Source organism: Roseibium sp. 10G30-5, from assembly GCF_055809635.1.
The window spans coordinates 222,485-248,743 of the sequence record NZ_CM147918.1; the positions used below are offsets into that span (position 1 = coordinate 222,485).

A 26,259-nucleotide genomic window follows, 5' to 3' on the forward strand; every position below is an offset into this window, starting at 1 on the left:
GAGACGTCCATATGTCACAAAGTGTTATCGAACCTACCGCAGGACAGGGCCGTTCCCTGATGTCGCGGTTTGGTCATCATATGAATGAAATCAGCTTGTTCGCTGCGATCGTCATTCTCTACATTATCTTCGGCCTCACCGCACACGGGTTTCTTTCGCTCTATAATCAGCTGAACCTTCTCCGAGACGCGGCTACGATCGGCATAGCTGCATGGGCCGCTACGCTGATCATTATCGCCGGCGAAATCGATGTGTCTGTCGGACCTATGGTTGCGTTCATCTCTGTCGTGCTGGCCTACATGCTGCAGTGGGGAGTGCCTACAATTCCAGCGTTCGGACTTGCACTCATCATAGGCGGTTTATTGGGAGCCGTCGCAGGTGGTCTGAGAGCGTTTTTCGACGTTCCGTCCTTTGTGGCGACCCTGGGGTTGTGGTCGGCTCTCCGGGGGGCGCTCTCTTCTTCACAGATGCGCTTCCGGTATCATTCGGGCGGAACGATATTCTTGACGCGCTCGATCGTCCGGTTCTTGGCCTTCCCCCCGCTGCATTGGTAATGCTCGTCCTGTTCGCGACTTTCTTCTTTGTCAGCCGCCGTACCAGCTTCGGGCGCTCAATCTTTGCGATAGGCGGCAACGCTCAGGCTGCATATCTGTCGGGTATCAATGTACGTCGGATCCGCGTTACGATCTTTGTACTGGCCGGTTTCATGGCAGCGATCTCGGCCATTCTTCTTCTTTCGCGTCTGGGGTCGGGGAATGCCACAGCAGCATCGGGTCTCGAATTCGATGTTATCGCCGCAGTCGTCGTCGGCGGCACAGCCTTGTCGGGAGGGCGTGGCTCAATGGTGGGCACGCTCCTTGGAGTTCTTGTGATCACGTTGATCGGTAACGGACTGATTCTGCTGGGTATCAATGCGTTCGTTCAGGAAGTGGTCCGCGGCATCATCATCGTCGTTGCGGTACTCGCCAATATCTATGCCATCAAGCGCGGCAAAGCGAGTAAGGCCTGACATGACGATTCTTTCGATGAGGGCGGGCGAAATGTCAGCGAGAGTGGATACTCGCGGTGGCTGTCTTCTGCGCCTCGATATCGGCGATGTTCCATTGCTACGCCGGGTGCCGGACGGCTCTCTGCCGATCGACAGTGCCTGCTATCCGCTGGTACCGTTCGGAAACCGCATTCGAGGCAATCGCTTCTGTTTTGATGGACGTGACTATGAACTGGCACCGAATACGACTTGGGACGCTCATTATCTGCATGGCGAAGGCTGGCGCTCAGACTGGGCCATCACGGAGCGAGCCGAAAATCGTGTTGTCTTGAACCATAGTCATGACGGCAGTGCACTGCCTTACGTCTACGAGGCAGTGCAAGACCTATTCCTGAAACCGAACGGGCTACGGCTGCAACTGTCGGTGACGAACCGTGGGACGACTGAGATGCCCTTCGGCATCGGCCTGCATCCCTACTTTCCTTTGACGCCCGGAACCCGGCTCCAGACAGAAACCGGCGTGATGTGGAGCGAGGAAGAAGGCTGGCTGCCCGGAACCCCCGGGCCGGTGCCTGCGGATCTCGATTTTCGGGACCCCGCACCTTTGCCGGAGCGCTGGGTCAACAACGGCTTCGCCGACTGGTCAGGTCGTGCCGCGATCACCTTGCCGGAACGCGGCATGGCGTTAGATGTTTCCGCCGATCCGGTTTTCGGGGCGATGTTCCTCTTCGTCTCTGATGTTGCATTTGATCCGACCTATCGTCGGGACTTCTTCGCATTAGAGCCGATGAGTCATCTTGCCGACGGCCACAATATGCCGGATCTCGGCGGTCTCAGGATCCTCGCGCCGGGTGAAACGCTGGCGGGGACAGTATTTTTTGATGCTCGGCGCCTGGAGGTCTCAGATGACTGAGAACTATGATTACGTCATCGTTGGTGGGGGGTCCTCAGGCCTCGTTGCTGCGGCAGGGCTGGTGGATGCAGGCGCTCAGGTTCTGCTGTTGGAACGCGGCGGTGCCAAGACGAACCCGATCATGCACTTTCCTGCGGGCTACATGAAGTTTCTGGCGAGAGACACCTATCTCGCCATGCATCGCACGCAACCGCAGCCTCAACTTGACGGGCGGGGGCCGATTGTACCGCAGGGCAAGGTTTTGGGGGGCGGCAGCGCCGTGAACGCGATGGTCTACATGCGCGGTCAGCCGTCGGACTATGAGGACTGGAATACTGCGATCCAAGGTCCGCACAATTCTGCTCCCGGATGGGGGTGGAAGGACCTTTTGCCCCATTTCATGCTGCAAGAGGATAATGACAGTCTCGGTGCCCCTGCGCATGGAACCGACGGGCCGCTTAAAGTCTCGCATCTGGGGCATACAAGCGAAATGACCCGTGCCTATCTGAAGACACTTCAGAACATGGGCGTACCCTTCACGCATGATTTTAATGCAGGGAGGCTTCATGGCGTCGGCCTGATGCAGCACACGCTTGATTGGCGCAGGATGCGGCGTTGTTCAGCTGATGATGCCTTTCTCAGGCCACGTCGGGGAGCCCCTAATCTGACAGTTGTAACCGGTGCGGAGGTTGCGGGCCTGACCTTCGAAGGTACACGCGTGACCGGGGTCAGCTATCGACATGAAGGCCAGGCGCAAACGATTGCAGCGGGCGAAGTTCTGCTCGCTGCCGGTGCCTATGAGACGCCCAAACTTATGATGTTGTCGGGCATCGGACCGGAGGCGGAGCTTAGCCGTCACGGAATTGATCTTCGCGTGGCGCTGGCTGGTGTGGGCGAAAACCTGCAAGACCATTACGAATGTCCGGTCGTAGCGACGACCAACGGTGCGTATGGCTATTACGGGCAGGACAGGGGCCTCAGGATGCTGGCCGCCGGTTTGCAGTATCTTCTGTTCCGTTCAGGACCGGTGACCACGACCGGCGTCGAGACCTGCGCTTTCCTGGATCCGCGTGGGAACAATGACCGTCCGACGATCCAGATGTTCTGCGTGCCGACGGTTTATCTCGATCGCGATGTGACGGGCACGAAACCTGGCCACGGTGTCACCATAAATTCACTTCTGCTGCGACCCCGGTCGCGGGGACGGGTGACGCTGCGCTCGAACGATCCTCTGGCAATGCCTGTGGTCGATACACGGATCTACGATGATGAGGATGATCTCTCACGCACGATCGAGGGATTGCGTATGGCCCGTGAGGTGCTGGCCGCTCAACCGATGAGTGATCTGATCTCCGCAGAAATATTTCCCGGTCCCGAAGTTACCTCAGATGCCGCGCTTGCCGCCCATTGCCGCCGAACGGTTAAAACAGGTTATCACCCAGTCGGCACAGCGCGCATGGGACATGAAAACGATCCGATGGCGGTTCTCGATGCTGACCTGAGGGTTCGTGGGGTCACAGGGCTACGGGTGATTGACGCAGCACTGATGCCCAACATCGTTTCAGGCAATACTAATGCAGCTGTGATGGCCGCCGCATCACTTGCAGTCGAACGTATTCTTGGCCAGAGCAAAGCCAGAACGGAAAAAGCATGAAAATAACGGCACTCAAGACATATATTGTCCCGCCACGTTGGCTATTTCTGAAGATTGAGACCGATGAGGGCGTCTTCGGCTGGGGAGAGCCGGTTGTCGAGGGCAAGGCGCACACTGTTGAGACCTGTGTTCACGAGATGGGTGATTACTTGATCGGCAAGGATCCGTTCCGGATTGCTGATCACTGGCAGGCTCTTTATCGCGGCGGCTTCTACAGGGGCGGCCCGATTCTGATGAGCGCCATTGCTGGCATTGATCAGGCGCTTTGGGACATTAAAGGGCGGGCGCTTGGTCAACCGGTTCATCAGCTTCTGGGCGGGCCATGCCGTGATAAGATTGACGTATATTCCTGGATCGGCGGTGACCGGCCCTCAGAAGTCGCTGCCAACGCCAAAGCAGCGGTTGCTTCGGGGTTTCGTGCACTGAAGATGAACGGTGCTGAAGAGCTTCAGATCGTTGATAGCTATGCGCGGGTTGATCAAATTGTTGCATCCGTCGGGGCGGTGCGGGATGCAGTTGGTCCTCATATTGGGATTGGTGTCGACTTCCATGGCCGGGTGCATCGGCCAATGGCCAAGTTGCTGATCCGGGAATTGGAACAATTCCGCCTCATGTTCATCGAAGAACCACTGCTCTCGGATCAGCTTGAGAGCATTGCCGAGGTGACACGTGGCAGCGCCACGCCGATCGCTTTGGGCGAGCGACTTTATTCGCGATGGGATTTCAGGCGCGTCTTCGAGGCACGGTGCGTCGACATCATTCAGCCCGACCTCAGTCACGCTGGTGGTATTTCTGAGTGCTACAAGATTGCTGCCATGGCTGAGGCATATGACGTGGGCCTCGCCCCGCATTGTCCTCTTGGACCAATCGCGCTGGCGGCATGTCTGCAAGTCGATGCCGTCAGCCACAACGCCTTCATCCAGGAGCAAGGTCTGGGTATTCACTACAATGAGAATAATGACATTCTTGACTATCTAGTTGATCCGTCAGTGTTTCGTTACGTCAACGGCAGTGTTGACATACCGCAGGGCCCCGGTCTGGGGGTTGAGATCGACGAGGCCGCAGTAAAACGGGCCGCGGAAGTGGGGCATCGCTGGCGAAACCCGCTATGGCGGCATGCCGATGGATCAGTAGCAGAATGGTAGGGGATAAACGATGACCGGAAGACTGACGGGTAGGCACATCGCCATTACCGGAGCGGCCCAGGGGATTGGCAAGGCAATTGCTGTTGCATGCGCACGGGAAGGTGCAGCGCTGTTTCTCACCGATCTTGATGGCTCGGGCGTCGCGCATGTAGCCGAAGAGTTGCAAGCTTCTTATCCTGAAGTGGCATTTGCTTCCGCTCAGATTGATATCGCCGAACGCGAGCAGGTGGCACAGGTCTTTTCTGAGGGAGCAGCCCGGCTCGGTGTGCTTGATGGCCTCGTGAACAATGCGGGTGTCAATGTTTTCCATCCTCCTCTGGAGACCAGCGAGGAGGAATGGAAGCGCTGTTTTTCGGTTAATCTTGAAGGTGCGTGGAACTGCTGTCGTGCGGTCCTTCCTGGAATGATTTCGGAAGGCGGCGGAGCAATCGTCAACATTGCCTCTACCCACGCCTTCACCATTATTCCTGGAACCTTTCCTTATCCTCTGGCGAAGCATGCGCTGTTGGGGATGACGAAATCATTGGGACTGGAATACGCGGATAAAGGCGTGCGCGTGAACGCGATTGCGCCAGGTTACGTCGCAACGCAAAAGGTCATAGACTGGTGGAATGCCGCACCTGATCCCGCTGCGGCGCGGGCTGAAACGCTGGCGATGCATCCATCAGGCCGCATCGCAGATCCTTCAGAAATCGCGAATGCAACTGTTTTCATGCTCTCCGATGAATGTCCTTTCATGACAGCCACGTGCCTGACCATCGATGGTGGGTTAAGCGTGAGACAGCATGGATAAATATTACTTAATATATATATAATACTACTTTATGATATAAAAAATAGTGCTATCTTTGACTGGGTATTCTAGGGAGGAAAGAATGAGTCCTTTTCATAAGATCTGTACCGCAGCGGCATTGGTTGCAATTTCGGGTGCGACTGTGAGCGCAGCCAATGCCGACTCGAAACAAATCACAATTGCCTACATCCAGAAGCAGGGCGACCAGCAGTACTTTGTCGATCAGGCACAGGGAGCTCGCGCCGAAGCGAAGGCACTTGGAAATGTGACGGTCAAGGTCGTCAATGTTCGCATGGATTCGAACGCTGCAATTAGCGCAATGAACGTGATGATCGGGCAGAAGGTTGATGGTATCGCGATTGTTGCGCCCGATCAGAAGATCGGTCCGCAGATTATCGACATCGCGAGCCAGGCCGGAATTCCGCTTGTCGCCTCTGACGATACGTTGCTCGACAACAAAGGTAAGGCCGCACCCTTTGTCGGTTTCGACGGTTACGACATGGGCCTGAAGGTCGGCGAAGCTGCTGGCAAGCTTTATGCGAAGGCCGGTTGGGATATAAAGGATACAGCAATTGCTGCTCTTTACAATCAGCAGGTTTCTGTTTGCCAGGACCGCGAAAAGGGCGCTGAGAACGGGTTCAAGGCATCCGGCATTAGTGAAATACCGCAGCTTATCAAAATTGGTACGGATAATTCGGTGGTCGATGCGCAGAACCGCATGGGCGCTGCTGTTACCGCGAACCCGCAGGTCAAACACTGGATCGTCTGGGGCTGCAACGATGAGAACGAGACAGGTGGTGTCACCGCTCTTTCGAATGCAGGCAAGGATACCAAGGATATTATCGGTGTAGGCCTCGGCGCTTATCTGACCTGTAAGGACTGGAACGCCGGACAAATCACCGGAAACAAGGCTGCCCTTTTCATTTCGGGGCAGGAAGTGGGACGTGCCGCTGTCAAGGTGCTGGTCAATTCGATCCGCTCTGGCGAACCTCTGCCATCGAAAACTGTCGCGAAAACCTCAATCGTGACGCCTGAAAACTGGAAGGCTGCAATGGGTGGTTGTAGCTGATCCGCCCGATCTGAGAAGGTCTTTAGGTAAGCCAACAGGATCGCTAACGCTGCTGGTGAGAGCGATCCTGCAGGAGGAGAAACTCAGATGATGTCAGCGACTGATCCCATCCTCAGGATGGAAGGGATCTCCAAGGCCTTTGGGCCAGTACAGGCACTAAATGGTGTCGAACTTAGCGCCCGTCGAGGCGAGGTGCTTGCTCTTATGGGCGAGAACGGTGCCGGGAAGTCCACGCTTCTCAGGATCATGACCGGCGCACACCAACCTGACTCCGGCAAGCTGCTTATGGCTGGTGAAAATCTGCGTTTCTCGGGTCCTGCAGATGCTCGTCGTTGCGGAATTCGTGTTGTTGCGCAAGAGCCTGAGATTATGGCTCAGCTCAGTGTTGCTGAGAACGTGTACGTGGGAGCACTGCCGCGGCGTGGATGCTTCGTGGATCGTAATGCACTGCATACCGCAGTTATGCGGGATATCGAAAATGCGGGTTTCACCGGTCTTATTCATCCGGATACCCGTGGATCTGAATTGTCTCCCGCTCAGCGTCAGATGGTTGAAATCCTGCGTGCACTTTCGGGCAATCCGCAGGTCATTGCCTTCGACGAGCCGACTTCGTCGCTTTCAGATCGAGAGACAGAGGCGCTTTTCGAGCTGATCCGCAGGCTTCAGGCTCAGGATATCGCGATCATCTACGTATCGCATCGCATGAATGAGATCTTCGCAATCTCATCACGTATCCTTGTGCTGCGCGATGGCAAGACCGTCGGCGAGCAGCTGGCGAGCGATACTGATGACCGCAACCTCGTGCGAATGATGGTGGGGCGTGACCTGTCATCGCTCTTTACGCGCTCGGAGCGTTCTCCCGGACGTGTGGTTCTGGATGTGTGCAACCTCGTCACCGAAGACGTGACAGATGTTTCATTCAATGTCCATGCCGGTGAGGTCGTGGTATTGTCGGGGCTCATCGGAGCCGGTCGGACAGAACTTGCCCGTGCGTTGATCGGTGACCTTCCAATAAAGTCAGGTAAAGTTAGCCTGGAGGGGAAGGAGTTACGGCTTCGATCTCCTCGTGACGCTATCCGGGCAGGCATATGCCTTGCGCCGGAAGAGCGAAAGAGCCAGGCGTTGCTCATGAAACGCTCGATCCGCGATAATATTGCGTTGGCAATTGTTGGAACGATCAGTCGTTTTCGGGTGGTTAACCGACGTGAAGAGCAACGTATAGCCGAACGTTATTCGAAAATGCTGCGCGTCAGAACGCCGTCGATGGATCTTGAGGTCTCAAAGCTTTCAGGCGGCAACCAGCAGAAAATCGTTCTGGCACGCTGGCTGGCGAGCCAGTCCAAACTTCTTATCCTCGACGAGCCTACCCGTGGTGTGGATGTCGGCGCGAAAGCGGACATTTATGCGATTATCGATCAGCTTGCGGCCGAAGGAGCGGCGGTTCTGGTCATCTCGTCGGAACTGCCGGAGGTGATCGGCCTCGCTGATCGCGTTGTCGTGATGCAGCGCGGCCGCATAACCGGCGAGATGCAACGCAGCGAAGCAACGGAAGAAAAAATACTAAGCCTCGCTATCCTTGAGGAGACAGCTCCATGACGACCGAAATCAATGAACCGGCCGAAGTGTCGCGTCATACCGCGGTAGCGCGGAAGATTCTCGATTTTGTTGGCGTTCAAAATATCAGCCTCATCCTGGCTTTGATCATTCTTGTAGCGGTCATCGGACTGCAGAACACCAACTTCTTTTACATGTCGAACATCGCGATTATTGGAACAACGGTTTCGATTGTTGGTATCCTCGCTGTCGTGCAGACGGTGATCATGCTGCTTGGTGGACTCGACATCTCGGTTGGCTCTCAGGCAGGCCTGACGTCCGTGATTTCAGCCATGGCGTTCACTGTTTCAGGTAGTGCCGAGGTCGGAATTCTTGCTGCGCTTGCTGTTGGATGCTTGCTTGGCCTCTTCAACGGGATTGTTGTGATTTACGGGCGTGTTAACGCGGTGATTGCAACGCTGGCCACATTCGCGGCATATCGTGGGCTTGCGAACCTGATTTCTGACGGAAGAGCGCAGGGGTATACCGGTGCGGATCCGATTTTTACGTTCCTCGCGCGCGGGCACTTTATTGGAATCCCGGTACTTATTTGGGTTTTGATACTGGTGGCTCTCGGAGTTCAGCTGGCGCTGCATTACACGGATGTTGGCCGTAACATCTACGCTATCGGTGGGAATGCGGTTGCTTCGCGGCTCGCAGGTATCTCTCTCAACCGCTACGTGATCGGCATCTACGTTCTGGTGGGTATTGTGTCGGCCATTGCCGGTATTCTGCTGACTGCCCGCACCGGATCGGGGCAACCGACTTCTGGTAGCTAGGGGCTTGAGCTTCAGTGTATCACAGCAGCAGCTCTTGGAGGCTGTTCTTTGCAGGGAGGCAAAGGCACAATCGTCGGCACCTTGCTTGCCGTAATATTGCTTGGAGTGCTGCAGAACGGTTTGATCATCCTGAACGTCAATTCGTTCTATCAGGACATTGCGCAAGGTGCTCTTCTCGTTATCGCAGTTGTCATTCAGCAACATCAGAGCGGTGATCGAGGCGTTGGTCTCCCAGGTTAAATTCGAAGTGTAGCATCACCATTGTCCCTTGGTCTATCTAACAAGCTCGCATCTTTTTCTTGCCGGTGCGATAATGGTGGGGCCGTAGAGGATTTTATGATTCAATTTTATCTTTGACCAATTGCACCATGTGGTGAGTATTCTTGATGACTGGCCTAGGAGGTGTCCCCATAAAAGTGTTTCGTTGAGGCAATAGATCTGATTCAACCTCCACCATAAGGAGGTTGTCATGCGCCGTCACGAACTGAGCGATGAGGAATGGTCCGTCATCGAGCCGCTGTTACCCCGCAAGAGCCGAGGAGTGAAGCGGGTCGATGATCGCCGGGTCATCAACGGAATCCTTTGGCGGCTTCGTACCGGTTCGTCGTGGCGCGACGTGCCGGAGCGCTATGGACCTCGAACGACGCTCTACAACCGGTTCTGCAGGTGGCGTGCATCCGGAGTCTGGGATCATCTTCTGGAAGCCGTATCAGCGGCTTACGACGGAGATATCGTTATGATCGACAGTTCCTGTGTCCGCGTTCATCAGCATGGTGCAGGGACGAAAAAGGGGGATCTGGAGATCCTTGCATGGGACAGTCCCGGGGCGGGCTGACAACGAAGATCCATGCGCTTGTTGACGCCGAGGGCTGCCCGATCCGTCTCGCCCTCACCGCCGGCCAAGCAGGCGACGCCCCGATGGCGACCAGGTTGCTGAAGACGGTCGAACCGGGTGTAACCGTGCTTGCAGACAAGGCCTATGACACGGACGACATTCGCGGCTTCATCACCACAAGAGGCGGTTGGGCAAACATACCGCCCCGTATCACTCGCAAAGGCACCTTCGCCTTTAGCTCCCAGGTGTACCGTCAGCGCAATCTTGTCGAGCGTTTCTTCAACCGAATCAAACAGATGCGTGGAGTTGCACCGCGCTATGACCGACGCGCCGATAATTATCTCGCCGCTCTAAAACTCGCAGCACTTCGAAACTGGATCAGAGCCTTATGAGTCCACTGCCTAGGGCGACCTTGAGAAAATTGCCGAGGAAGCCTTGCGCGCCAGTACCATATGTTTCCGCGCCGAATGAGGTTCGGAGCGTCTTGCCGACGGGCCAATACTCAATTTCGTGCCGGAGAGAAGATGCAAGTAGGTGCAAAGTTTCCGGGGTCCAGTTTTGGGTACCAGTTGGACGAATAGACGAAATCAGCCAATCCAGAATGGATCGAAACAATGTAATATCAATAACTTGAAAAGGAGTTGGCTGGGGAACCTGGATTCGAACCAGGACTAACGGAGTCAGAGTCCGTGGGTCTACCGTTAACCTATTCCCCAGCAATGCGGCCTGAGCGTGTCAAGCGGCGGGGGCTGTGCCCCGTTGGTGTGCGGATGTATAGCGTTTCGAGAAAAAGATGCAACAGGGAAAAGTGATTTTTTCTGGCTTTGCATGAACACCTTGTTGAAAACCGGCAAGGGCGGACCTTGCGCTTATCGACGAGTTTCTGACTTCGGCGCTATGCGCAGAGGGCCTGACCTGTTACAGTCTATCCAACTTTTTGAAATTAGCCGCGCAGACCTCAAAAGTCCCGCGCGATGAAAGGCATAGATGTGACGGACACAGGTCGGCAGCCTCCGCTGCCAGGGACGAAAGTCCCCTGATGGTTCCGGTAAACAGTCTCCCGCTTCAAAGCGGGACATGCCCAGGCGACGCAGGCGCCGTGGAAAAATGCAAGGGAAGGATGGTGAGAGCCATCCGACGCAGGACACATCTTCCCAACCGACAGGTGAAGTGCGTCCCCCCCGCGCAGGGCATGAGACTACCCGAACCGATAGGGCAAGCGCTCCATCCGCCAATAGTGGCCCGGGTGATACTGGAACTGCATCCGGAGTGAAGACTGCGGAGATACTCTCTCACGGCGGACGCTCGGGGGATCGCGGACTGAGCAATGGCCGCAATGACGGCTCTGTTGCTGGTGCCGGAAACGATGACAAACGCCCGGAGAGGCTTGGTTCAAGCGAACAGCATGGACCAGACGGTGCGGTTGTGTCGAATGCCGCAGGGAACGGTGTGTCCCAAGCAACACGCGCAAGGGCTGAGCCGCCGGTCATCGCGTCTCCGTCCGAGTCTTCCAAGATGGCATCCGGCGGTATGGCCGCGATGGCTTCTGCGACAGATGGCAGATCTCCTGCCACACCACCTCAGGATGCCCCCCCCCAGAAAGCCTCAAGACGTCGAGAGCGGTCAAGATCGCGGCGGCGACGTTCGCATGACCGCGAGACCATGGACCGTGACGCGGTCAGTCGTGTCGAATCGGATGCGACATCAACCAAGAACCGATCCGCCGAGACTAAGCCGGCGACGTCTTCGGATGAAAGCGGTGGGTGGACTGGGGAGACTGGTGCGTCACCGGGCGGAAAACCTGTGTCTGGTCGTGGGCGTCAGGCGCGCGAGAATTCACGGCGCAGGCGGCGGGGCGGTCGCCGTGCCAAGGCAAAGTTGGAAGCCGCAGAAGCCAGGGCCGAGCTTGCAGCCTCGTCTGAGGTTGCGGTGCCGACAGTTGAGATCAAGGACATACAATCGCCTCGCGAGTTGGCTGAAACGGCCGCCAACGCACTGGCAAAAACAGAGGCGCGCCCTGTAAATGACAGTGCCGCGCGCTTCGGGGCGAATGCCCCGCGTGCTGCTGGGAACCAGGAGCCGCGACCGGTTCGGTCCCGCCATGGAGCCACAGGAAGCGGTGGTGCTAGCCCGCTTTATGGTGCTCTCGATCTGGGGACCAACAATTGCCGGTTGCTGATTGCGCGGCCGGATGAGCGTGGGTTTCGCGTCGTGGATGCATTTTCGCGGATCGTTCGGCTGGGCGAGGGGGTTGATGCCAATCGCCGCTTGAGTCCGGGAGCGATGGACCGTGCTATTGATGCGCTGGCGAATTGTCATCGCAAGCTGGTGGAGCGCGGCGTTGAAAGATCGCGGCTGATTGCGACGGAAGCCTGTCGCGCGGCCGAAAATGGCGCGGAATTCATTGAACGGGTGCACAAGGAGACCGGTCTGGCCCTGGAAGTGGTCAACCGGGAGACGGAAGCGCGTCTGGCCGTGGCGGGGTGCGTGTCGCTGGTCGATCATGATGCGGATGGGGTCATCTTGTTTGATATCGGCGGGGGCTCGTCGGAAATTGTCTGGCTTGACTTGCGCAATCGCTGTGGTGCGCGCGGCTTTGCATTGACGCGTTTCGTGCGTTCCTGGGCAAGTCTGCCTGTGGGCGTTGTCAATCTGGCAGAGCGCCACGGTGGTGTGGACGTGACGCCAGCTGTGTTTGAGGCGATGGTGGCGGATGTGACGCATCATCTGGCGGATTTCTCGCTTGGCGAGGATCTGAGTCATGCCATTCGCACCGGCGCAGTGCATATGCTTGGCACATCGGGCACGGTGACAACACTGGCGGGCGTCCATCTTGGGCTGAAGCGTTATGATCGGCGACGGGTCGACGGCGCATGGCTTGAGAACGATGATGTGACGCTGATGATTGATCGTTTGCGCGAAATGCCTTACGAGGAGCGCGTTGAAAATCCCTGCATTGGTGCGGATCGGGCTGATCTGGTGCTTGCAGGATGTGCAATCCTGGAAGCCATTCGTCGGCGCTGGAGCTGTTCGCGCCTGAGAGTGGCGGATCGGGGATTGCGTGAAGGAATTCTGACAGAGCTGATGGCGGCGGATCGTGTCTGGTTGAGAAACCGGAAAGGTCGTCGCTCAGGTCGCAACAGAGGCAAGACATGAGCGGTTCTAAAAAAGGCACAGGTGATCGCGGCCTGCATATCAAGGTGAAGACCTCGGCCGGGCGACGCGAATCGTCAACGCGGTGGCTGCACCGCCAGTTGAACGACCCTTATGTGCGCCGGGCGAAAGCCGACGGCTATCGCTCGCGCGCGGCCTATAAGCTGATCGAAATTGACGACAAGCATCAGATCCTCAAACCTGGCTACCGGGTGGTGGATCTGGGAGCTGCACCGGGGGCTGGTGTCAGGTGGCTGCCAAGCGCGTTCAGTCCTCGGTTGATGCGCCCAAGGTCGTTGGCATCGACTATCTGGAAATGGATCATGTGCGCGGTGCCATGTTCCTGCAAAAGGATTTTCTTGACGATGATGCGCCTGATGCTCTGCGCGAGGCGCTTGGTGGGCATCGTCCGGATGTGGTCCTGTCGGATATGGCGGCACCGACCACGGGACATCGTCAGACAGATCACCTTCGCACGACGCATCTTTTTGAAGTTGCGATTGATTTTGCGCAGCGCAATCTGGTTCCCGGCGGGTCTTTCCTGTCCAAGGTGTTTCGCGGTGGTACCGAAAACGAGCTGTTGCAGGCTCTCAAGCGTGACTTCAAGTCGGTCGCACACATCAAGCCGCCGGCAAGCCGTAAGGAAAGTCCGGAGCTTTATGTGATTGCCAAGGGCTTCCGCGGCCGCGTCGACGACTGACGTTGACCGCCGATTGTTGCAAGGCAAAGAGATGCCCTGACACCTCCTGTCCTTGAGCGGCTGTGCCTTGTCGTGCGTATCCGGTTGAAACGGTGCGACCTTATGTCAGCTCGGTGGGGTATTTTCTGTACAAAGACAGGCTTTCCTTCCTGTCATTCGCATGTTAAAGATCCGCGCCAACTTCTCCGGCACCGCCGAAGCGACACCTTAGACGCAAGACCATCGGTTTTTGCGTCTTAATTGCTTATACACTAAGGGAAATTGGCAGATGGCCTCGTTCTTCAAACCGTCGACCGGTACTCACGCTCTCACCTTTGATGATGTCCTGCTTTTGCCGGGTCACTCGGAAGTTATGCCAGGTCAGGTGGACCTGCGCACCAAGGTGACGAAGTCGCTTGAATTGAACCTGCCGATTATCTCCTCCGCTATGGACACCGTGACTGAAGGTCGCCTTGCCATTGCCATGGCACAGGCTGGCGGCATCGGCGTTATCCATCGCAACCTGTCGCTGGACCGGCAGGCGGAAGAAGTCCGCATGGTCAAGAAATTCGAAAGCGGCATGGTCGTCAATCCGTTGGTCATCGGACCTGAAGCGACGCTTCAGCAGGCGCTGGACCTGATGAAAACCTACGGAATTTCCGGCGTGCCGGTGGTCGAAAACGGCGCATCCGGTGGGTATTTTACCGGAAAATTGATCGGCATTCTCACCAACCGCGACGTTCGGTTTGCATCAAATCCGGACCAAAAGGTTCAGGAACTGATGACGCATGAAGGCTTGGTGACCGTGACGGACGACGTCAGCGCAGGTAGAAGCCAAGCGACTGTTGCATCACCATCGCATCGAAAAGCTGCTGGTGGTCGATAAGGATTATCGCTGCGTTGGTTTGGTCACCGTGAAGGACATGGAAAAGGCCACGCTCAACCCGAATGCTTCGAAGGATCTGCAAGGGCGTCTTCGCGCTGCTGCAGCGACAAGTGTTGGCGCAGAAGGCATGGAGCGGGCCGAACGTCTGCTGGACGCTGGCGTTGATCTGCTGGTCGTCGACACGGCGCATGGCCAGTCGCAGCGTGTTCTGGACATGGTAACGGCGGTCAAGAAAATGTCCGGAAACACCCAGGTGCTGGCCGGTAACGTTGCAACGGGTGAGGGCACAAAGGCTTTGATCGACGCCGGGGCAGATGCTGTGAAGGTTGGTATCGGACCGGGCTCCATTTGCACGACACGCATTGTTGCCGGTATCGGCGTGCCGCAGTTGACCGCAGTCCTGAAGCTGTTGAAGTGGCGCAGAAGCTGGATATTCCGATCATTGCCGATGGTGGGATCAAATATTCCGGTGATCTGGCCAAGGCGATTGCAGCGGGTGCCGCGGCGGCCATGGTCGGCTCGCTTCTGGCTGGCACCGAGGAAAGCCCTGACGAAGTTTACCTGCATCAGGGACGATCCTATAAGTCCTACCGTGGTATGGGGTCCGTTGGGGCCATGGCGCGCGGCTCTGCCGACCGCTATTTCCAGGCCGAGGTTCGTGATACACTGAAGCTGGTTCCAGAAGGCATTGAAGGTCAGGTTCCCTATAAGGGGGCACTTGCCAGCGTTCTGCATCAGCTTGCCGGTGGTCTTCGTGCTGCCATGGGCTATGTGGGCGGTAAAGATCTGCTTCAGTATCAGGAGCGGGCGCGGTTCATCCAGATTTCGAACGCAAGCCTGCGCGAAAGCCATGCTCACGATGTGACGATTACCCGTGAGAGTCCGAATTATCCGAGCGGTATCTAAGCGCCTGCCGGTGACAAACAACATCATTTGATTTACGAGGCCCGGCCAGACCGGGCCTCTTTGTGTGGAGCAACATCGTATGAAAGATGGCGGTCGCCTGTCAGCAGCCATAGAAGTCCTGCAAGATGTGGAGGGTCAGCATCGGCCCGCCCAGCTCGCGTTGCGCGACTGGGGAAATGCCCATCGCTTTGCAGGCTCCGGCGATCGCACGGTTATCGGCAACCTGGTGTTTGACGCGCTGCGGCACAAGCTCAGCCTCGGGTGGCGCGTTGGCTCCGACAGCCCGCGTATGCTGGTCCTGACGACTTATGCGTTCACCTGGGAAAACGGCATGGAGCGTCTCGACGAAGTGCTGGCCAATGATCATCATGCACCTGAACCACTGAGCGACGACGAGCGAACTGCACTTGTGACGCTGCCGGATGGTGAGCCAGAAGCATTTCAAGCTGCCGATGTTCCAGAGTGGTTGTGGCCTTTCTTCGTCGAAGGGTTCGGGGAAACCGCGATTGCCGAAGGCCAGGCCCTTGCCTCGCGTGCGCCGATTGACATGCGCGTCAACACACTGAAGTCTGATCGTGACCGCTTGCTGAAGCGCCTGTCGCATACATCGGCCCGCGCGTGTCCTTGGGCGCCGACGGGGTTCGCATTGAGCCGCCGAAGGGGCAGGGGCGTTTGCCACATGTGCAGGCGGAAGAAGGCTATCGCAAGGGATGGTTCGAGCTTCAGGATGAAGCCAGTCAGCTTGTCGCACTTCTGGCCGGTGTTCGTCCGGGACAGCAGGTTCTGGATCTCTGCGCTGGTGGTGGTGGCAAGACGCTTGCCTTGGCCGCAGTGATGGAAAACAAGGGTCAAATTTACGCGTACGACGTGGATCGTCTGCGTCTTGCTCCGATCCATGAACGGTTGAAGCGGAGCGGTGTCCATAACGTTCAGGTGCGGGATCCGGCCAGTTCCAATCTGACCGATCTCGAAAACCTGATGGACCTCGTTTTCATTGATGCACCATGTACAGGTACTGGCGTGTGGCGTCGTCGCCCGGATTCCAAATGGAAATTGAGCGAGAAGGCTCTTTCCGACCGTCTGGAAGATCAGCGCAAGGTGCTGGATCTCGCCAGCCGTCAGGTCAAGCCGGGTGGTTGCATTGCCTATGTGACCTGCTCGATCCTGGAACAGGAAAACGGCGCACAGGTCGCTCGCTTCCTGAAGACCATCCGGATTTCACACAGCGCGATCTTGCTCCGGTTTGGGCCAAGGTTTTGCCGGAGCGTCAAAAGCCACGCTATATGAGCGAGCGAGGCGATGTGATGTTGACCCCGGCCAGCACACAAACAGATGGTTTCTATCTGGCCGTATTGGAGCGCAAGGCCTCGGCTCCGTCGATCTAAGTCAAACTCGGTTGAACCGACAGAGCCGATTTTCGAGCGGTGCTACCGCCTGAAACCTGATACGCCTCCGTGGATGTCCACGGAGGCGTTGTTGTTTTCAAGGTCGGTCGTGAGGGATGGTCTTCGTCCTTGATGTTGCACGACGCGTGACCGCGACAGTATGGTGTCACGAACGCACGACATGAAGACTTCGGCAAGAGGACAGACCATGACGGATATGACCGGGAAGTGCCTCTGTGGGGCAATTGGCTACGCACTGGCCAAGCCACCTGCCAGAACGACCATCTGCTCCTGCAGGTTCTGCCAGAGAGCGACAGGCGGAATGCAAATGATCTTGCCCGTGGCTCCGATGTCTGACTTCGCTGTCACACATGGCACGCCGCGCACGTACACGCATGTTTCTGAAGGCAGCGGCAAGCAACTTCAGATTCACTTCTGCGATCAGTGCGGAACAAAACTTTATATCACCTATGAAAGGTGGCCAGAGATGGTCGGCGTGTGTGGTGGCACGCTTGAGCACTCTGCTGCACTCAAACTTGATGCTGCGACCACCAAACAGATTTTCGTTTCATCCGCTCGGCCCGGAACCATTGTACGCGCTGACATACCTGCGTTCTGGGAGCATGCAGCGACACTGCATGGCGAAGCTGAGAAAGCGTTTTTTCTGAACCAGCCAACAGCAGTTGAGGACTTGAAGCGCGATTGAGCCGCAAGACAATTTGCTCGGGGATCAACTGGCCCTAACCTTAACCTACATCATGTGCAGGCCAGGTACTTTCAATCTCAGTTCTGGCTGCCATCGCTCGACAGCAGGTCATCCGTATCGCGGAAGGCATCATCATTGGCGGTCAGGCGACGCGATAATCCCAGAACACCACCACGTGGTTGATCCGGCATATCCTCAATGTCTTTTTTCTGCGCTGCCGCCCCGTCGTCGCCGCTGCCCGCCGATCGCCTGTGATGATGATCCTGAGGCTCGCTCTCGCCCGCCATGTCATGCGGATCCTGATGGGCTGCATGCGCTTCCGCATCCTCGGCGCGTTGGCGAGCGGCGGCTTCGTCCTTGATCTGCTGACGGGTCGCTTGCCGTTCAGCCATCTTATCCTTCACGCCGTCGACTTTTTCTTCAATCGTGGCCGTCAGCTTTTCGGTTAGGGGCTGTTTTTGCGCAATGGCGGTCAACACGGCCCGCGCCTGCGCCTGATGACCCATTGCCGCCAGAGCAGCTCCGAGTGCATTGCCGGTTCCCTTGCGATCAGGGGAACGGGTATAGGCGGAATAGGCATGAAAAAGGGCTTCTTCAGGCGCATTTTTCTTGCGGTAAAGACCACTCAGCGCCACCAACAGATCAGTCGGGTCTTTCGGATTGTTCTCCAATGCTTCTTCCAAAGCGGCCTGCGCGCCGCCCAGGTCTCCCCGCGCCTGACGCGCTTCGGCCAGAATACGCAAGGGGGCAACCGCTGACGTGTTCAGGTAATGCGCCTTGGCGGCCAGCGTTGCCGCGTCATCAAAGCGCTTGCGCCGCATTTGCAGCTCCGCCAAACCGAGCAGCGCTTCGTGATAGGTCGGATCAATCGCAAGGGCTTTGCGATAGGAGGCGGCTGCCGTGGCCCCTTGAGGGTCACGAGCCTGTGTGCGGGCATAAAGCGTCAGCGCGGCAGGGCTTTCCGGAATAAGATCCAGCAGCGCTTTGGCCGGTTTTGCAGCCGCAGCATCTTCCCCCTGATCCAGATGAATGCTGGCCAGACCATAAAGCGCGTTCTGATTGTCAGGCATCAGCGACAGAGCTTCGGCGAAACTTGCCACGGCACTTTCAAAATCGGCTTGAAGATACTGACAGGTGCCGAGATTGGCGCGCGCTGGCGCGTGGGTCGGCTCAACAAAGAGGATACGGCGAAACTGTGAAATGGCATCGTCAAGAAAACCTTGGCGCATCAGCAGCTTTGCTGTGCGGTAGGCAATATCCATATCGTCGGGCGCAAGCTCCATCGCAGTCAGATAGGCGTTCAATGCGCCTTCACTGTCTCCTGCGTGCTCGCACCGCAACGCGGTTTCGATGGCTTCGGTGGCCGTTGTCGTCATTGGGCAATCCAAATAGGGCCTGGTGGCCTTGAACATCGGGACAAGAAAAGTCTGGAACCGGGGCCTCGCATGAGGACGTGCCAGTCCTTCGAATCACGTACTAGTGTACGACGTCAATTGAGCTTATCCCATGGCAGCATACGTGCTGAGGGAATTGAGAGGGGGAAAACTGCTGCATCGCTTTAGTGATCGCACAGGCGAGCCGATGAATTTCGTGCCCTTAGTCAGGTTTGGGTGCGGGAACACCCGTGCAAAACCGCGGGGAATGATGCAGATTTCGGCTTCAATTTGCGCCGTGAAGCGGGTATAGGCTCTGCATGACTGACAGCATTCTCATCATCGACTTCGGCTCCCAGGTGACACAGCTGATCGCGCGCCGCTTGCGCGAGCTGAACGTGCACTGTGAGATCCACCCCTTCCAGAACGTCACGGACGCTTTTCTGGACAGTTATGCGCCCAAGGCAATCATTCTGTCCGGCGGTCCGGCTTCGGTGTTTGCCGAGGGTGCACCGCTGCCGCCTGTCTCTGTTTTTGAGCGCGGCGTTCCGGTTCTGGGCATCTGTTATGGCCAGCAGGCAATGATGTATCTGCTCGGCGGCAAGGTTGAGCGTGGCCACAAGACAGCCGAATTCGGACGGGCCTTCGTGCAGTCCAAAAACGGCAGCCTGCCGATCCTTGAGGGCTGGTTTACTGCCGCCGACGGGCGTGAGCAGGTCTGGATGAGCCATGGCGACCACGTCAGTGAGATCGCGCCGGGCTTTGAAGTCTACGGCACATCGCCGAATGCCCCCTTTGCAATTACCGCCGATGTGGATCGCAACTTCTATGCGGTGCAGTTTCACCCGGAAGTGCATCACACACCGAACGGCAAGACGCTTTACGAGAACTTCGTCGAGTTGTCGGGCTGCAAGCGCGACTGGACGATGGAAGCGTATCGCGAAGAGGCAATTGCCAAGATCCGGGATCAGGTGGGTGACAAGCGGGTGATCTGCGGTCTGTCTGGCGGCGTCGACAGTTCCGTCGCAGCCGTTCTGCTGCATGAAGCCATCGGCGATCAGCTCACCTGCGTTTTCGTTGATCACGGTCTGCTGCGGCAGGGGGAAGCGGAGCAGGTGGTCACCATGTTCCGCGACCACTACAACATGCATCTGATTGCTGCCGACGAGACGGAGCTGTTCCTGGGCCAACTGGACGGTCAGTCCGACCCGGAAGTGAAGCGCAAGATCATCGGCAAGCTGTTCATCGACGTGTTCCAGAAATATGCCGACCAGATTGAAGGTGCCGAGTTCCTGGCACAGGGCACGCTGTACCCGGATGTGATTGAAAGCGTCAGCTTTTCCGGTGGCCCGTCCGTGACCATCAAGTCGCACCATAATGTCGGCGGCCTGCCGGAAAAGATGGGTCTCAAACTGGTGGAACCCTTGCGCGAACTCTTCAAGGATGAAGTGCGCGAGCTTGGTCGCGAACTGGGGCTGCCAGAACATTTCATCGGTCGGCATCCGTTCCCCGGACCGGGTCTGGCGATCCGCTGCCCTGACGAGATCACCCGCGAAAAGCTGGAGATTCTGCGTAAGGCAGATGCCGTCTTTATCGACCAGATTCGCAAGCATGGTCTTTATGACGAGATCTGGCAGGCGTTTGTTGCCATTTTGCCGGTGCGCACCGTGGGTGTGATGGGCGATGGCCGCACCTATGATTTTGCCTGCGCCCTGCGTGCGGTCACCAGTGTTGATGGCATGACAGCAGATTACTATCCCTTCACGCATGATTTTCTGGGCGAGACCGCAACGCGCATCATCAACGAAGTCAAAGGCATCAACCGCTGCACTTACGACATCACCTCCAAGCCACCGGGAACCATCGAGTGGGAATGATTCAGGCTTGGCACCGACAGGTAGCCCCGGCAGAAAACACATCTAAGCCCGCGTCACTGCGGGCTTTTTTGTATTTTGGTGCTGCGCCGACTGGCACAGTCTGGCACGCCCAAGCAGTAAATTTTCATGGCATAAAAGATGGTATTCTTTGGCTTGATGCCATGAGGGTCAGATCACAAGCCTCATGGTAAAAAAACACACAAGGCATTGATACCAAACAGAATAGCCTCTGAAAATCACCCGTTTCGGATCATGGTATTTTGAGGCTGGGGGACGCCTCCTCATGCTGACCGATACCAAGCTGCGCAACCTGAAACCTCAGGACAAGCTCTACAAGGTGCTTGCCTCGGTGTTTCGAACTTCTCGGTCATAGCAACCTCCTCGATTGATGTCCCCCGATCTGGGCTGTTTCAAGAGACCCCCTCCATCAAACCAATGCGCTGGATGGATTTCGCGCGCCTCTGCATCGCCGCGAGGTCAAATCGGGCGCAGAGGCTTCTGTGATCAAGAGCTCCTGTCAAAATCGTGCGGTGTATCAGGCTCTATCAAGGGACAGGATGCATGAATCGGTCCAGCATGCGATATTGACGGCTGTATCGCAGGCCCCATGACATTTTGAGAATTACGAGCCCGCCGCTAAGCATGATCGGGAGCAAACAGATGACGCAGGTCGCGTCAAAGATCCGCGGAACGGTGAACGCGCCCTATGGCGCGAACCTGTCCGCGTGCCAGCTTGCTGCCTTTATCTCGGATATTGAGGCAGCGCAGTTGGCCATGGGTAAGCGGTGGCTGAGAGGCACGTTGTCGGCGCTGGCTTGCCCTGCGAGTTGATACCCATCTCATGATGGGGAGCGCGTTTCGCACTGGATGCTCAGACTGCGTTTCTCAGATCGCTCGGCGTGGAGATTTTCGAGAGCGGGCATCGGCGGTGGCCTGAGGCCGTGAAGGCGCGGGCCGTCGCAGAGACGCTGGAACCGGGCACGACAGTTAACGCGGGGGGAGGGGTTAAGCCTAACCAGCTGTCGGCGTGGCGATGCCTTAGCCAAGCAAGGGAGGCTGGTCCTGCCTGCCGCCGAGACCCCGGCGGAGCGGATTGCCGAGCTCGTGCATGCGCTCGGGGTGTCCTCGTGATGATGCCGACCACCGTGGTCTCGAACAGGTGTCGCAGCAATTGGCTGTCGCGGAACCGTCCATGCCGGTTCTTGGAAAAAGTCGAGTGATCCGGGATCCGGTCGCTGAGGTCCAGGCTGGCAAAACCAGCGATAGGCGAGGTTCAGATGCACCTCCTCGCAGAGCCGCCGTTCTGACCGGATGCCAAAGCAACATCCTACCAGAAGCATCCGGATCAGCAGTTCGGGGTCAACGGAAGGGCGGCCCGTGTGGCTGTAGAAGTCAGCAAGGTAGGCGCGAATGCCGGAGAGGTCGACGAACATGTCGAAGGAGCGCAGCAGGTAGTTCTACGGGACATGATCCTCGAGCGAGAACTCGTAGAACAGTGCCGGTTGCTCCTCCTGCCGCGGTCCCATCATCACTGATCCTCCCATTCCCTACAGGAATTGAATCAGCCGACGGCCCTTCGATCAAGGACGAGTTTTTCAACAAAATAAACCCAAACCAGTCATTGAAGGTTTGTGGCTTTCGCCCCCTTCTTTGGAGCTTATTTCAAGCAGCCCTTCAGGACGGTTTCTGACAACGCGCGAGACCAGTTCGCCTCGATCGACTGACCGAGTAAAAGGCGCATGTAAACCGCGCCTACCGACGCATCCAAGACCACAGCAGTATCGAGATCGGCGCGAAGCACGCCCTCCTTGATTCCACGCTGCAGGAGTGCGGCACTCTGCTTGCGAAGGGGCAAAGAGAATGCATCAAGAAAGACGCGCCTGGTCTCGACGTCGCTCTGCGCCTGCGCAACGACGGAAGCTGCAACGATGCCGACAGGACCGCTCAGAACCCCGGCAAGCGAATCCAACAGCTCTCTGAAGTCGGCGATTGGATCGCTTGTTTCTGCGTAGACGAGCTGCCCGCGGAAAACATCCATGAAGCTCTCCATCGCCAGCAAGCCCTTTGTTGGCCACCATCGCGCAATCGTACTGCGCGCGACGCCGGAACGCGTCGAAACGGCGTCGACGGAAAATTTTGCCAACCCTCTTTCCACAAGGATGTCATACGCCGCGTCCAGAACTGCACGCTGTGCCTCCTCGCTTCGCGGACGACCCACCCCACCTGCCGGCGTGCTGTTTTGCTGTGACCTCTTCACGCTTTTTGCCCTCTTTACAATCTCTCGATAATTACGCTACAGACTGTATCGTAATTATCTCGCCAAGGCCTCTGTGCAGGCACGTATGCCTCCCCGCCGTCTTCAAATCTAAATCTGGAGTTGTTCATGACCCAACCGATTTCTCAATCCACGCCTGTTGAGGCGCTTGAACTTGCGCGCGTCAGCGCCATGGTCGCCGCCGACATCGACGCCCTCGAAGACCTATTGCATGATGAGCTTGTGTTTGGCCATACGAATGGGCTTTCTGACGACAAGATCACCTACCTCGCCAAATTCAGGGCAGGCGCGGTACGTTATTTCGATGCAGATCATCGTGTTGAAGACACCAGGATATTCGGCTCGACGGCGCTGGTGAAGTCCCGGCTGGCCATGAAGGTAGAGCTGGCAACCGGCATCCTTGAGCTTAACGTCGTCGCTCTGGCCGCCTGGATTTTGGAAGGGAATCGTTGGCGCATGGTGGCTCACCAGCCAACGGTCATAAACGCCTGATCGTCAACAGCGACCGTCTCCGTGACCGTCGCGCCTGGATCCGACACAAAGCAATCCGAATTATAGGCAATTTGATATGGATTTCTCCAAGGCAACCATCTTGATCACCGGCGGAAACTCAGGAATTGGCCGAGGCTTGGCCGAAGCCCTTGCTGAGGCAGGCGCTCAGATCATAATCACGGGACGAAATGAGGCATCGCTTGCCGAAACGCTTGCCGCCAATCCTGCGATGACGGGATATCAGCTTGATGTCAGCCATACCGCCGGCTTGCAGCAGTTTGCGGCAATGGTCACTGAGCGGCACCCTTGTTTGAATGCCATCATTAATAATGCAGGTATGATGGCTATCGAAGACTTCCTGAACGCGCCCGCGAGGGGCGATATTGTGGAGCAGACGGTAGCCACCAATTTCCTCGGCCCTGTTTTCCTGACCATGGAGTTACTGCCATTTCTCCGCGCGCAGTTGGAGGCGGCGGTCATCATGATGTCTTCGGGGCTTGCGTTCGTGCCGCGAGCCGCAACGCCAACTTACGGGGCCACGAAAGCTGCCCTCCACTCGTGGACCTTGTCGTTGCGTCACCAATTGCGAGACACCAATGTCGAGGTCATCGAGATCGTCCCGCCGTTGGTTGCGACGAATTTCGCGCCAGGGACAGGCATCAAACCCCAACGCCATGGCTCTGGATGCCTTTATCTCGGAAGCCGTCAAACTTCTTTGTGCTGGCGAAACTCCGAAGGAAGTTCTCGTGCAACGGGCCTTACCTCAGCGAACTGCCGAAAGGAATGGACAGTTCGATGCGGTCTTTTCCATGATCAATCCAACTTAAATCTCGATCAAGCGCGAGTTTTCAATAAAATACGCCCCTTGCGTCGGTGCCGGTGGGCATGCTGCTCATTGCACAAACGCCACAGAAGACCTTAGTCTAACGTGAAGCGCTGCCATTGTTCGTAGTCTGCCATGACCGTCGAAACGCCAAAGGACTGTAACGACCCCGCTGAATTTGACGAAGATGTCTCCGAGCGCGCCAACAGAGAATTGGCGGCTTAACGCATCGCCTTAAAAATCGGCGAAGGCCTTCACCGGGTTTGAGACTTTATGCAAGATATGTTGCTTTTTATTGCTCTAGTTTGCCGTGTCAAACTGGTCAAGTCTTTCGAGTTTGGGCATTGCGACACAGCACAGTCGGTTATTGAGGCGGTCGAGACAATTGAAAACGCTTGCTGAACAGGATGATGTTCTCGACGCTGTTTCATGATGCGGAACTGAAGACCGAGCAATTGTGCCTGATGGTAAAATCCCTCGTCATGGTCCGCAAAGCGGTTTGACATGCCGGGGTGTGCATTGCAGGGTTTTGCATTTTGCTGAAATCAAAACTCGCTATCTGCCTTTTTCAGATCAAGTGAGATGTGGACCTCCTGTCTGGCGATCAGCGGGAGTGTGGATACATCCGTACTTGTCATTCAACCTTACTACATATATAGAAAGCTTAAATGTAGGCTGACGATTTTGCTCTCGTCAGCCGGCGCAGGAAAGGGAACTTCGTGGCTGAGACTGTTTTGACGATTACCTCTATTGAGGATGCCGATGTACCGCGGGTCGTGGCATTGTGGCATGCTTGCAATCTTGTTGCGGATTATAATGATCCGGCTGCCGACATTGCGTTTGCCCGTCAAAAAGCTGCTTCCGATGTCCTTGTCGGGCGGATTGACGACCAGATTGTGGCTTCGATCATGGTGGGGCACGATGGCCATCGGGGCTGGCTTTACTATGTTGCCGTCGATCCTGCCATGCAGAAACAGGGCCTTGGTGCGCAGATCATCAAGAGTGGCGAAGATTGGTTGCGCGGCAAGGGGGTTCCCAAGGCCATGTTGCTGATCCGGGAGACGAACCTCGGTGTGCGGGCGTTTTATGAAAAGCTGGACTACGAGGCAGCGCCGCGCGTGGTTATGCAACGCTGGCTGTAGGCATCAACATTCAAAGAACGTCCAGCCGCACCCGTGTCGAGGCGTAACGGGCAATGCCAAGATCAATTGGTATGCCATGCTGATCACAGAACAGGCTTTCCACTTCAATCACAGGATCTGTCCAGGACAACTCGAGGTGCGCCTGTTCGGTGTCATCCGGGGCATGGGCTGAAACAGTCACGGCATGGCGCTTGTCTTCGATGCCCAAAGATTTAAGCGCCGCGCGGATTGAGCCAAGTCTTTGATAAAGGGCAGGCAGGTCGGGGAAGCGCTCGGCGGGGAAACAATGGCGCGCCAGCACGATTGCCTTGCCGTTCGCCCGGCCAAGTGAATCTATGAAGGCGATGGGGGCATCGGGGGCGAGGCGCAGCGCATCGATGGCGTGTGTGGCAGCGCGTGTGCCGGGGGGCAGTGTGCCGCTGTCCAGAACATCAACGCTCGGTGTATGACCGTCGCGCAGGATATTTTCCCAAAACCGGCTTTCCGGACGCAACGCATAACGGATGGCTGTGTCTTCGACGAACGCTCCCTTGCCGTTGACCACGCGGATCAAGCCTTGCGACACCAATTCGGCAAGAGCGCGACGGACCGTGTTCTTGTTGACACCGTAGTGTTCTGCCAGATGAGCTTCGCTGGGAAGCTTCTCACCGGGGCCCGGATCGCCCGCCATCAGTGCGGATGCGAGGGATCGTTCAATCTGTTTCCAGACGGCTGTTCCTTGACGGCGTGCTTGTAATTTTTGCAAGGTCCGGACCCTGAGAAGATGTCGCTGATGGCTGTCCCATGCTTACGCGTCTGCACAAATGCTTGCAAG

At 56.8% G+C, this 26,259-nt stretch carries 22 protein-coding genes, 1 tRNA gene and 4 pseudogenes; 22 read left to right on the top strand and 5 right to left on the bottom strand.

Annotation, left to right across the window (positions count from 1 at the left end):
* Positions 1 to 80: 80 nt before the first annotated feature.
* The 10 genes and pseudogenes from AC0L7U_RS01205 to AC0L7U_RS01250 all read left to right on the top strand — a co-directional run bounded on the left by AC0L7U_RS01205 (position 81) and on the right by AC0L7U_RS01250 (position 10,140).
* Positions 81 to 1,009 (top strand): annotated as a pseudogene (locus AC0L7U_RS01205) (ABC transporter permease).
* 16 nt (positions 1,010 to 1,025) lie between these two features.
* Positions 1,026 to 1,901: an aldose 1-epimerase gene (locus AC0L7U_RS01210; RefSeq protein ID WP_473695599.1), complete on the top strand. Its 876-nt coding sequence runs from the start codon at positions 1,026 to 1,028 to the stop codon at positions 1,899 to 1,901.
* Entirely contained in the window at positions 1,894 to 3,534 is a 1,641-nt protein-coding gene (locus tag AC0L7U_RS01215) for a GMC family oxidoreductase (RefSeq protein WP_473693168.1), read from the top strand. Before AC0L7U_RS01210 ends, AC0L7U_RS01215 begins: the two co-directional genes overlap by 8 nt.
* Positions 3,531 to 4,679: a galactonate dehydratase gene (gene dgoD / locus AC0L7U_RS01220; protein WP_473693170.1), complete on the top strand. Its 1,149-nt coding sequence runs from the start codon at positions 3,531 to 3,533 to the stop codon at positions 4,677 to 4,679. The genes AC0L7U_RS01215 and dgoD overlap by 4 nt, the downstream gene beginning before the upstream one ends.
* A 10-nt stretch (positions 4,680 to 4,689) precedes the next feature.
* The gene (locus AC0L7U_RS01225) at positions 4,690 to 5,472 is read left to right on the top strand and encodes an SDR family oxidoreductase (protein WP_473693172.1); all 783 of its coding nucleotides are present in this window, start codon (positions 4,690 to 4,692) and stop codon (positions 5,470 to 5,472) included.
* Positions 5,473 to 5,554: 82 nt separating this feature from the next.
* Positions 5,555 to 6,541, top strand: coding sequence for a substrate-binding domain-containing protein (locus AC0L7U_RS01230; protein WP_473693174.1), 987 nt, complete (start codon positions 5,555 to 5,557; stop codon positions 6,539 to 6,541).
* A 204-nt stretch (positions 6,542 to 6,745) separates the two neighbouring features.
* Positions 6,746 to 8,137, top strand: coding sequence for a sugar ABC transporter ATP-binding protein (locus AC0L7U_RS01235; protein ID WP_473693176.1), 1,392 nt, complete (start codon positions 6,746 to 6,748; stop codon positions 8,135 to 8,137).
* The gene (locus tag AC0L7U_RS01240; RefSeq protein WP_473693178.1) at positions 8,134 to 8,913 is read left to right on the top strand and encodes an ABC transporter permease; all 780 of its coding nucleotides are present in this window, start codon (positions 8,134 to 8,136) and stop codon (positions 8,911 to 8,913) included. Before AC0L7U_RS01235 ends, AC0L7U_RS01240 begins: the two co-directional genes overlap by 4 nt.
* Before the next feature lie 48 nt (positions 8,914 to 8,961).
* Positions 8,962 to 9,153 (top strand): sugar ABC transporter permease, encoded by a 192-nt coding sequence (locus tag AC0L7U_RS01245; RefSeq protein WP_473693180.1) that lies wholly within the window; start codon positions 8,962 to 8,964, stop codon positions 9,151 to 9,153.
* A 229-nt stretch (positions 9,154 to 9,382) separates the two neighbouring features.
* A protein-coding gene (locus tag AC0L7U_RS01250) for an IS5 family transposase (RefSeq protein WP_473693182.1) occupies positions 9,383 to 10,140 on the top strand; the annotation gives its coding sequence in 2 pieces (ribosomal slippage) (positions 9,383 to 9,689 and positions 9,689 to 10,140; 759 coding nt in all).
* A gap of 250 nt (positions 10,141 to 10,390) precedes the next feature.
* Here AC0L7U_RS01250 and AC0L7U_RS01255 read toward each other — a convergent pair.
* A tRNA-Gln gene (locus AC0L7U_RS01255) sits at positions 10,391 to 10,464 on the bottom strand.
* A 946-nt stretch (positions 10,465 to 11,410) separates the two neighbouring features.
* On the opposite strand from AC0L7U_RS01255, the gene AC0L7U_RS01260 reads away from it, so the two are divergent.
* The 6 genes and pseudogenes from AC0L7U_RS01260 (at position 11,411) to AC0L7U_RS01285 (ending at position 17,463) form a co-directional block, all read left to right on the top strand.
* A complete protein-coding gene (locus tag AC0L7U_RS01260; protein WP_473695601.1) occupies positions 11,411 to 12,904 on the top strand; it encodes a Ppx/GppA phosphatase family protein in 1,494 nt (497 codons plus the stop codon).
* Positions 12,901 to 13,601 (top strand): annotated as a pseudogene (locus tag AC0L7U_RS01265) (RlmE family RNA methyltransferase). Before AC0L7U_RS01260 ends, AC0L7U_RS01265 begins: the two are co-directional and overlap by 4 nt.
* A gap of 268 nt (positions 13,602 to 13,869) precedes the next feature.
* Positions 13,870 to 15,372, top strand: a pseudogene (gene guaB / locus AC0L7U_RS01270) (IMP dehydrogenase).
* A 79-nt stretch (positions 15,373 to 15,451) separates the two neighbouring features.
* On the top strand, positions 15,452 to 16,207 hold the full coding sequence (locus AC0L7U_RS01275) for a hypothetical protein (RefSeq protein WP_473693183.1): 756 nt from the start codon (positions 15,452 to 15,454) through the stop codon (positions 16,205 to 16,207).
* The gene (locus AC0L7U_RS01280) at positions 16,156 to 16,659 is read left to right on the top strand and encodes an RsmB/NOP family class I SAM-dependent RNA methyltransferase (protein WP_473695603.1); all 504 of its coding nucleotides are present in this window, start codon (positions 16,156 to 16,158) and stop codon (positions 16,657 to 16,659) included. The genes AC0L7U_RS01275 and AC0L7U_RS01280 overlap by 52 nt, the downstream gene beginning before the upstream one ends.
* 315 nt (positions 16,660 to 16,974) lie before the next feature.
* On the top strand, positions 16,975 to 17,463 hold the full coding sequence (locus AC0L7U_RS01285; protein WP_473695605.1) for a GFA family protein: 489 nt from the start codon (positions 16,975 to 16,977) through the stop codon (positions 17,461 to 17,463).
* Between the two features lie 77 nt (positions 17,464 to 17,540).
* On the opposite strand, the gene AC0L7U_RS01290 is transcribed toward AC0L7U_RS01285, so the two are convergent.
* Entirely contained in the window at positions 17,541 to 18,839 is a 1,299-nt protein-coding gene (locus AC0L7U_RS01290; RefSeq protein WP_473693185.1) for a tetratricopeptide repeat protein, read from the bottom strand.
* Between the two features lie 317 nt (positions 18,840 to 19,156).
* On the opposite strand from AC0L7U_RS01290, the gene guaA reads away from it, so the two are divergent.
* From guaA to AC0L7U_RS01305, 3 genes are all read left to right on the top strand, one after another.
* Positions 19,157 to 20,713 (top strand): glutamine-hydrolyzing GMP synthase, encoded by a 1,557-nt coding sequence (gene guaA, locus AC0L7U_RS01295; RefSeq protein ID WP_473693187.1) that lies wholly within the window; start codon positions 19,157 to 19,159, stop codon positions 20,711 to 20,713.
* A gap of 660 nt (positions 20,714 to 21,373) precedes the next feature.
* Positions 21,374 to 21,544 (top strand): hypothetical protein, encoded by a 171-nt coding sequence (locus AC0L7U_RS01300; RefSeq protein WP_473693189.1) that lies wholly within the window; start codon positions 21,374 to 21,376, stop codon positions 21,542 to 21,544.
* Between the two features lie 110 nt (positions 21,545 to 21,654).
* Positions 21,655 to 21,933 carry a transposase gene (locus tag AC0L7U_RS01305; RefSeq protein ID WP_473695608.1) on the top strand — a complete coding sequence of 93 codons (279 nt, stop codon included), beginning with the start codon at positions 21,655 to 21,657 and terminating at the stop codon, positions 21,931 to 21,933.
* Here the strand turns inward: AC0L7U_RS01305 and AC0L7U_RS01310 are convergent.
* Together AC0L7U_RS01310 and AC0L7U_RS01315 are read right to left on the bottom strand one after the other, a co-directional pair.
* Positions 21,855 to 22,242: pseudogene (locus AC0L7U_RS01310) on the bottom strand (transposase); the annotation flags it as partial. The gene AC0L7U_RS01305 and the pseudogene AC0L7U_RS01310 sit on opposite strands and share 79 nt — an antisense overlap.
* A gap of 128 nt (positions 22,243 to 22,370) precedes the next feature.
* Entirely contained in the window at positions 22,371 to 22,970 is a 600-nt protein-coding gene (locus AC0L7U_RS01315) for a TetR/AcrR family transcriptional regulator (RefSeq protein WP_473693191.1), read from the bottom strand.
* 126 nt (positions 22,971 to 23,096) lie between these two features.
* Between AC0L7U_RS01315 and AC0L7U_RS01320 the strand changes: the two genes are divergently transcribed.
* The 3 genes from AC0L7U_RS01320 to AC0L7U_RS01330 all read left to right on the top strand — a co-directional run bounded on the left by AC0L7U_RS01320 (position 23,097) and on the right by AC0L7U_RS01330 (position 25,445).
* A complete protein-coding gene (locus tag AC0L7U_RS01320; protein ID WP_473693193.1) occupies positions 23,097 to 23,480 on the top strand; it encodes a nuclear transport factor 2 family protein in 384 nt (127 codons plus the stop codon).
* A gap of 76 nt (positions 23,481 to 23,556) precedes the next feature.
* On the top strand, positions 23,557 to 24,402 hold the full coding sequence (locus AC0L7U_RS01325; protein WP_473693195.1) for an SDR family oxidoreductase: 846 nt from the start codon (positions 23,557 to 23,559) through the stop codon (positions 24,400 to 24,402).
* A 620-nt stretch (positions 24,403 to 25,022) separates the two neighbouring features.
* Positions 25,023 to 25,445 carry a GNAT family acetyltransferase gene (locus AC0L7U_RS01330; RefSeq protein ID WP_473693197.1) on the top strand — a complete coding sequence of 141 codons (423 nt, stop codon included), beginning with the start codon at positions 25,023 to 25,025 and terminating at the stop codon, positions 25,443 to 25,445.
* A 10-nt stretch (positions 25,446 to 25,455) separates the two neighbouring features.
* Here AC0L7U_RS01330 and phnF read toward each other — a convergent pair whose 3' ends face one another.
* Entirely contained in the window at positions 25,456 to 26,115 is a 660-nt protein-coding gene (gene phnF / locus AC0L7U_RS01335; protein ID WP_473693199.1) for a phosphonate metabolism transcriptional regulator PhnF, read from the bottom strand.
* Positions 26,116 to 26,259: the final 144 nt, after the last annotated feature.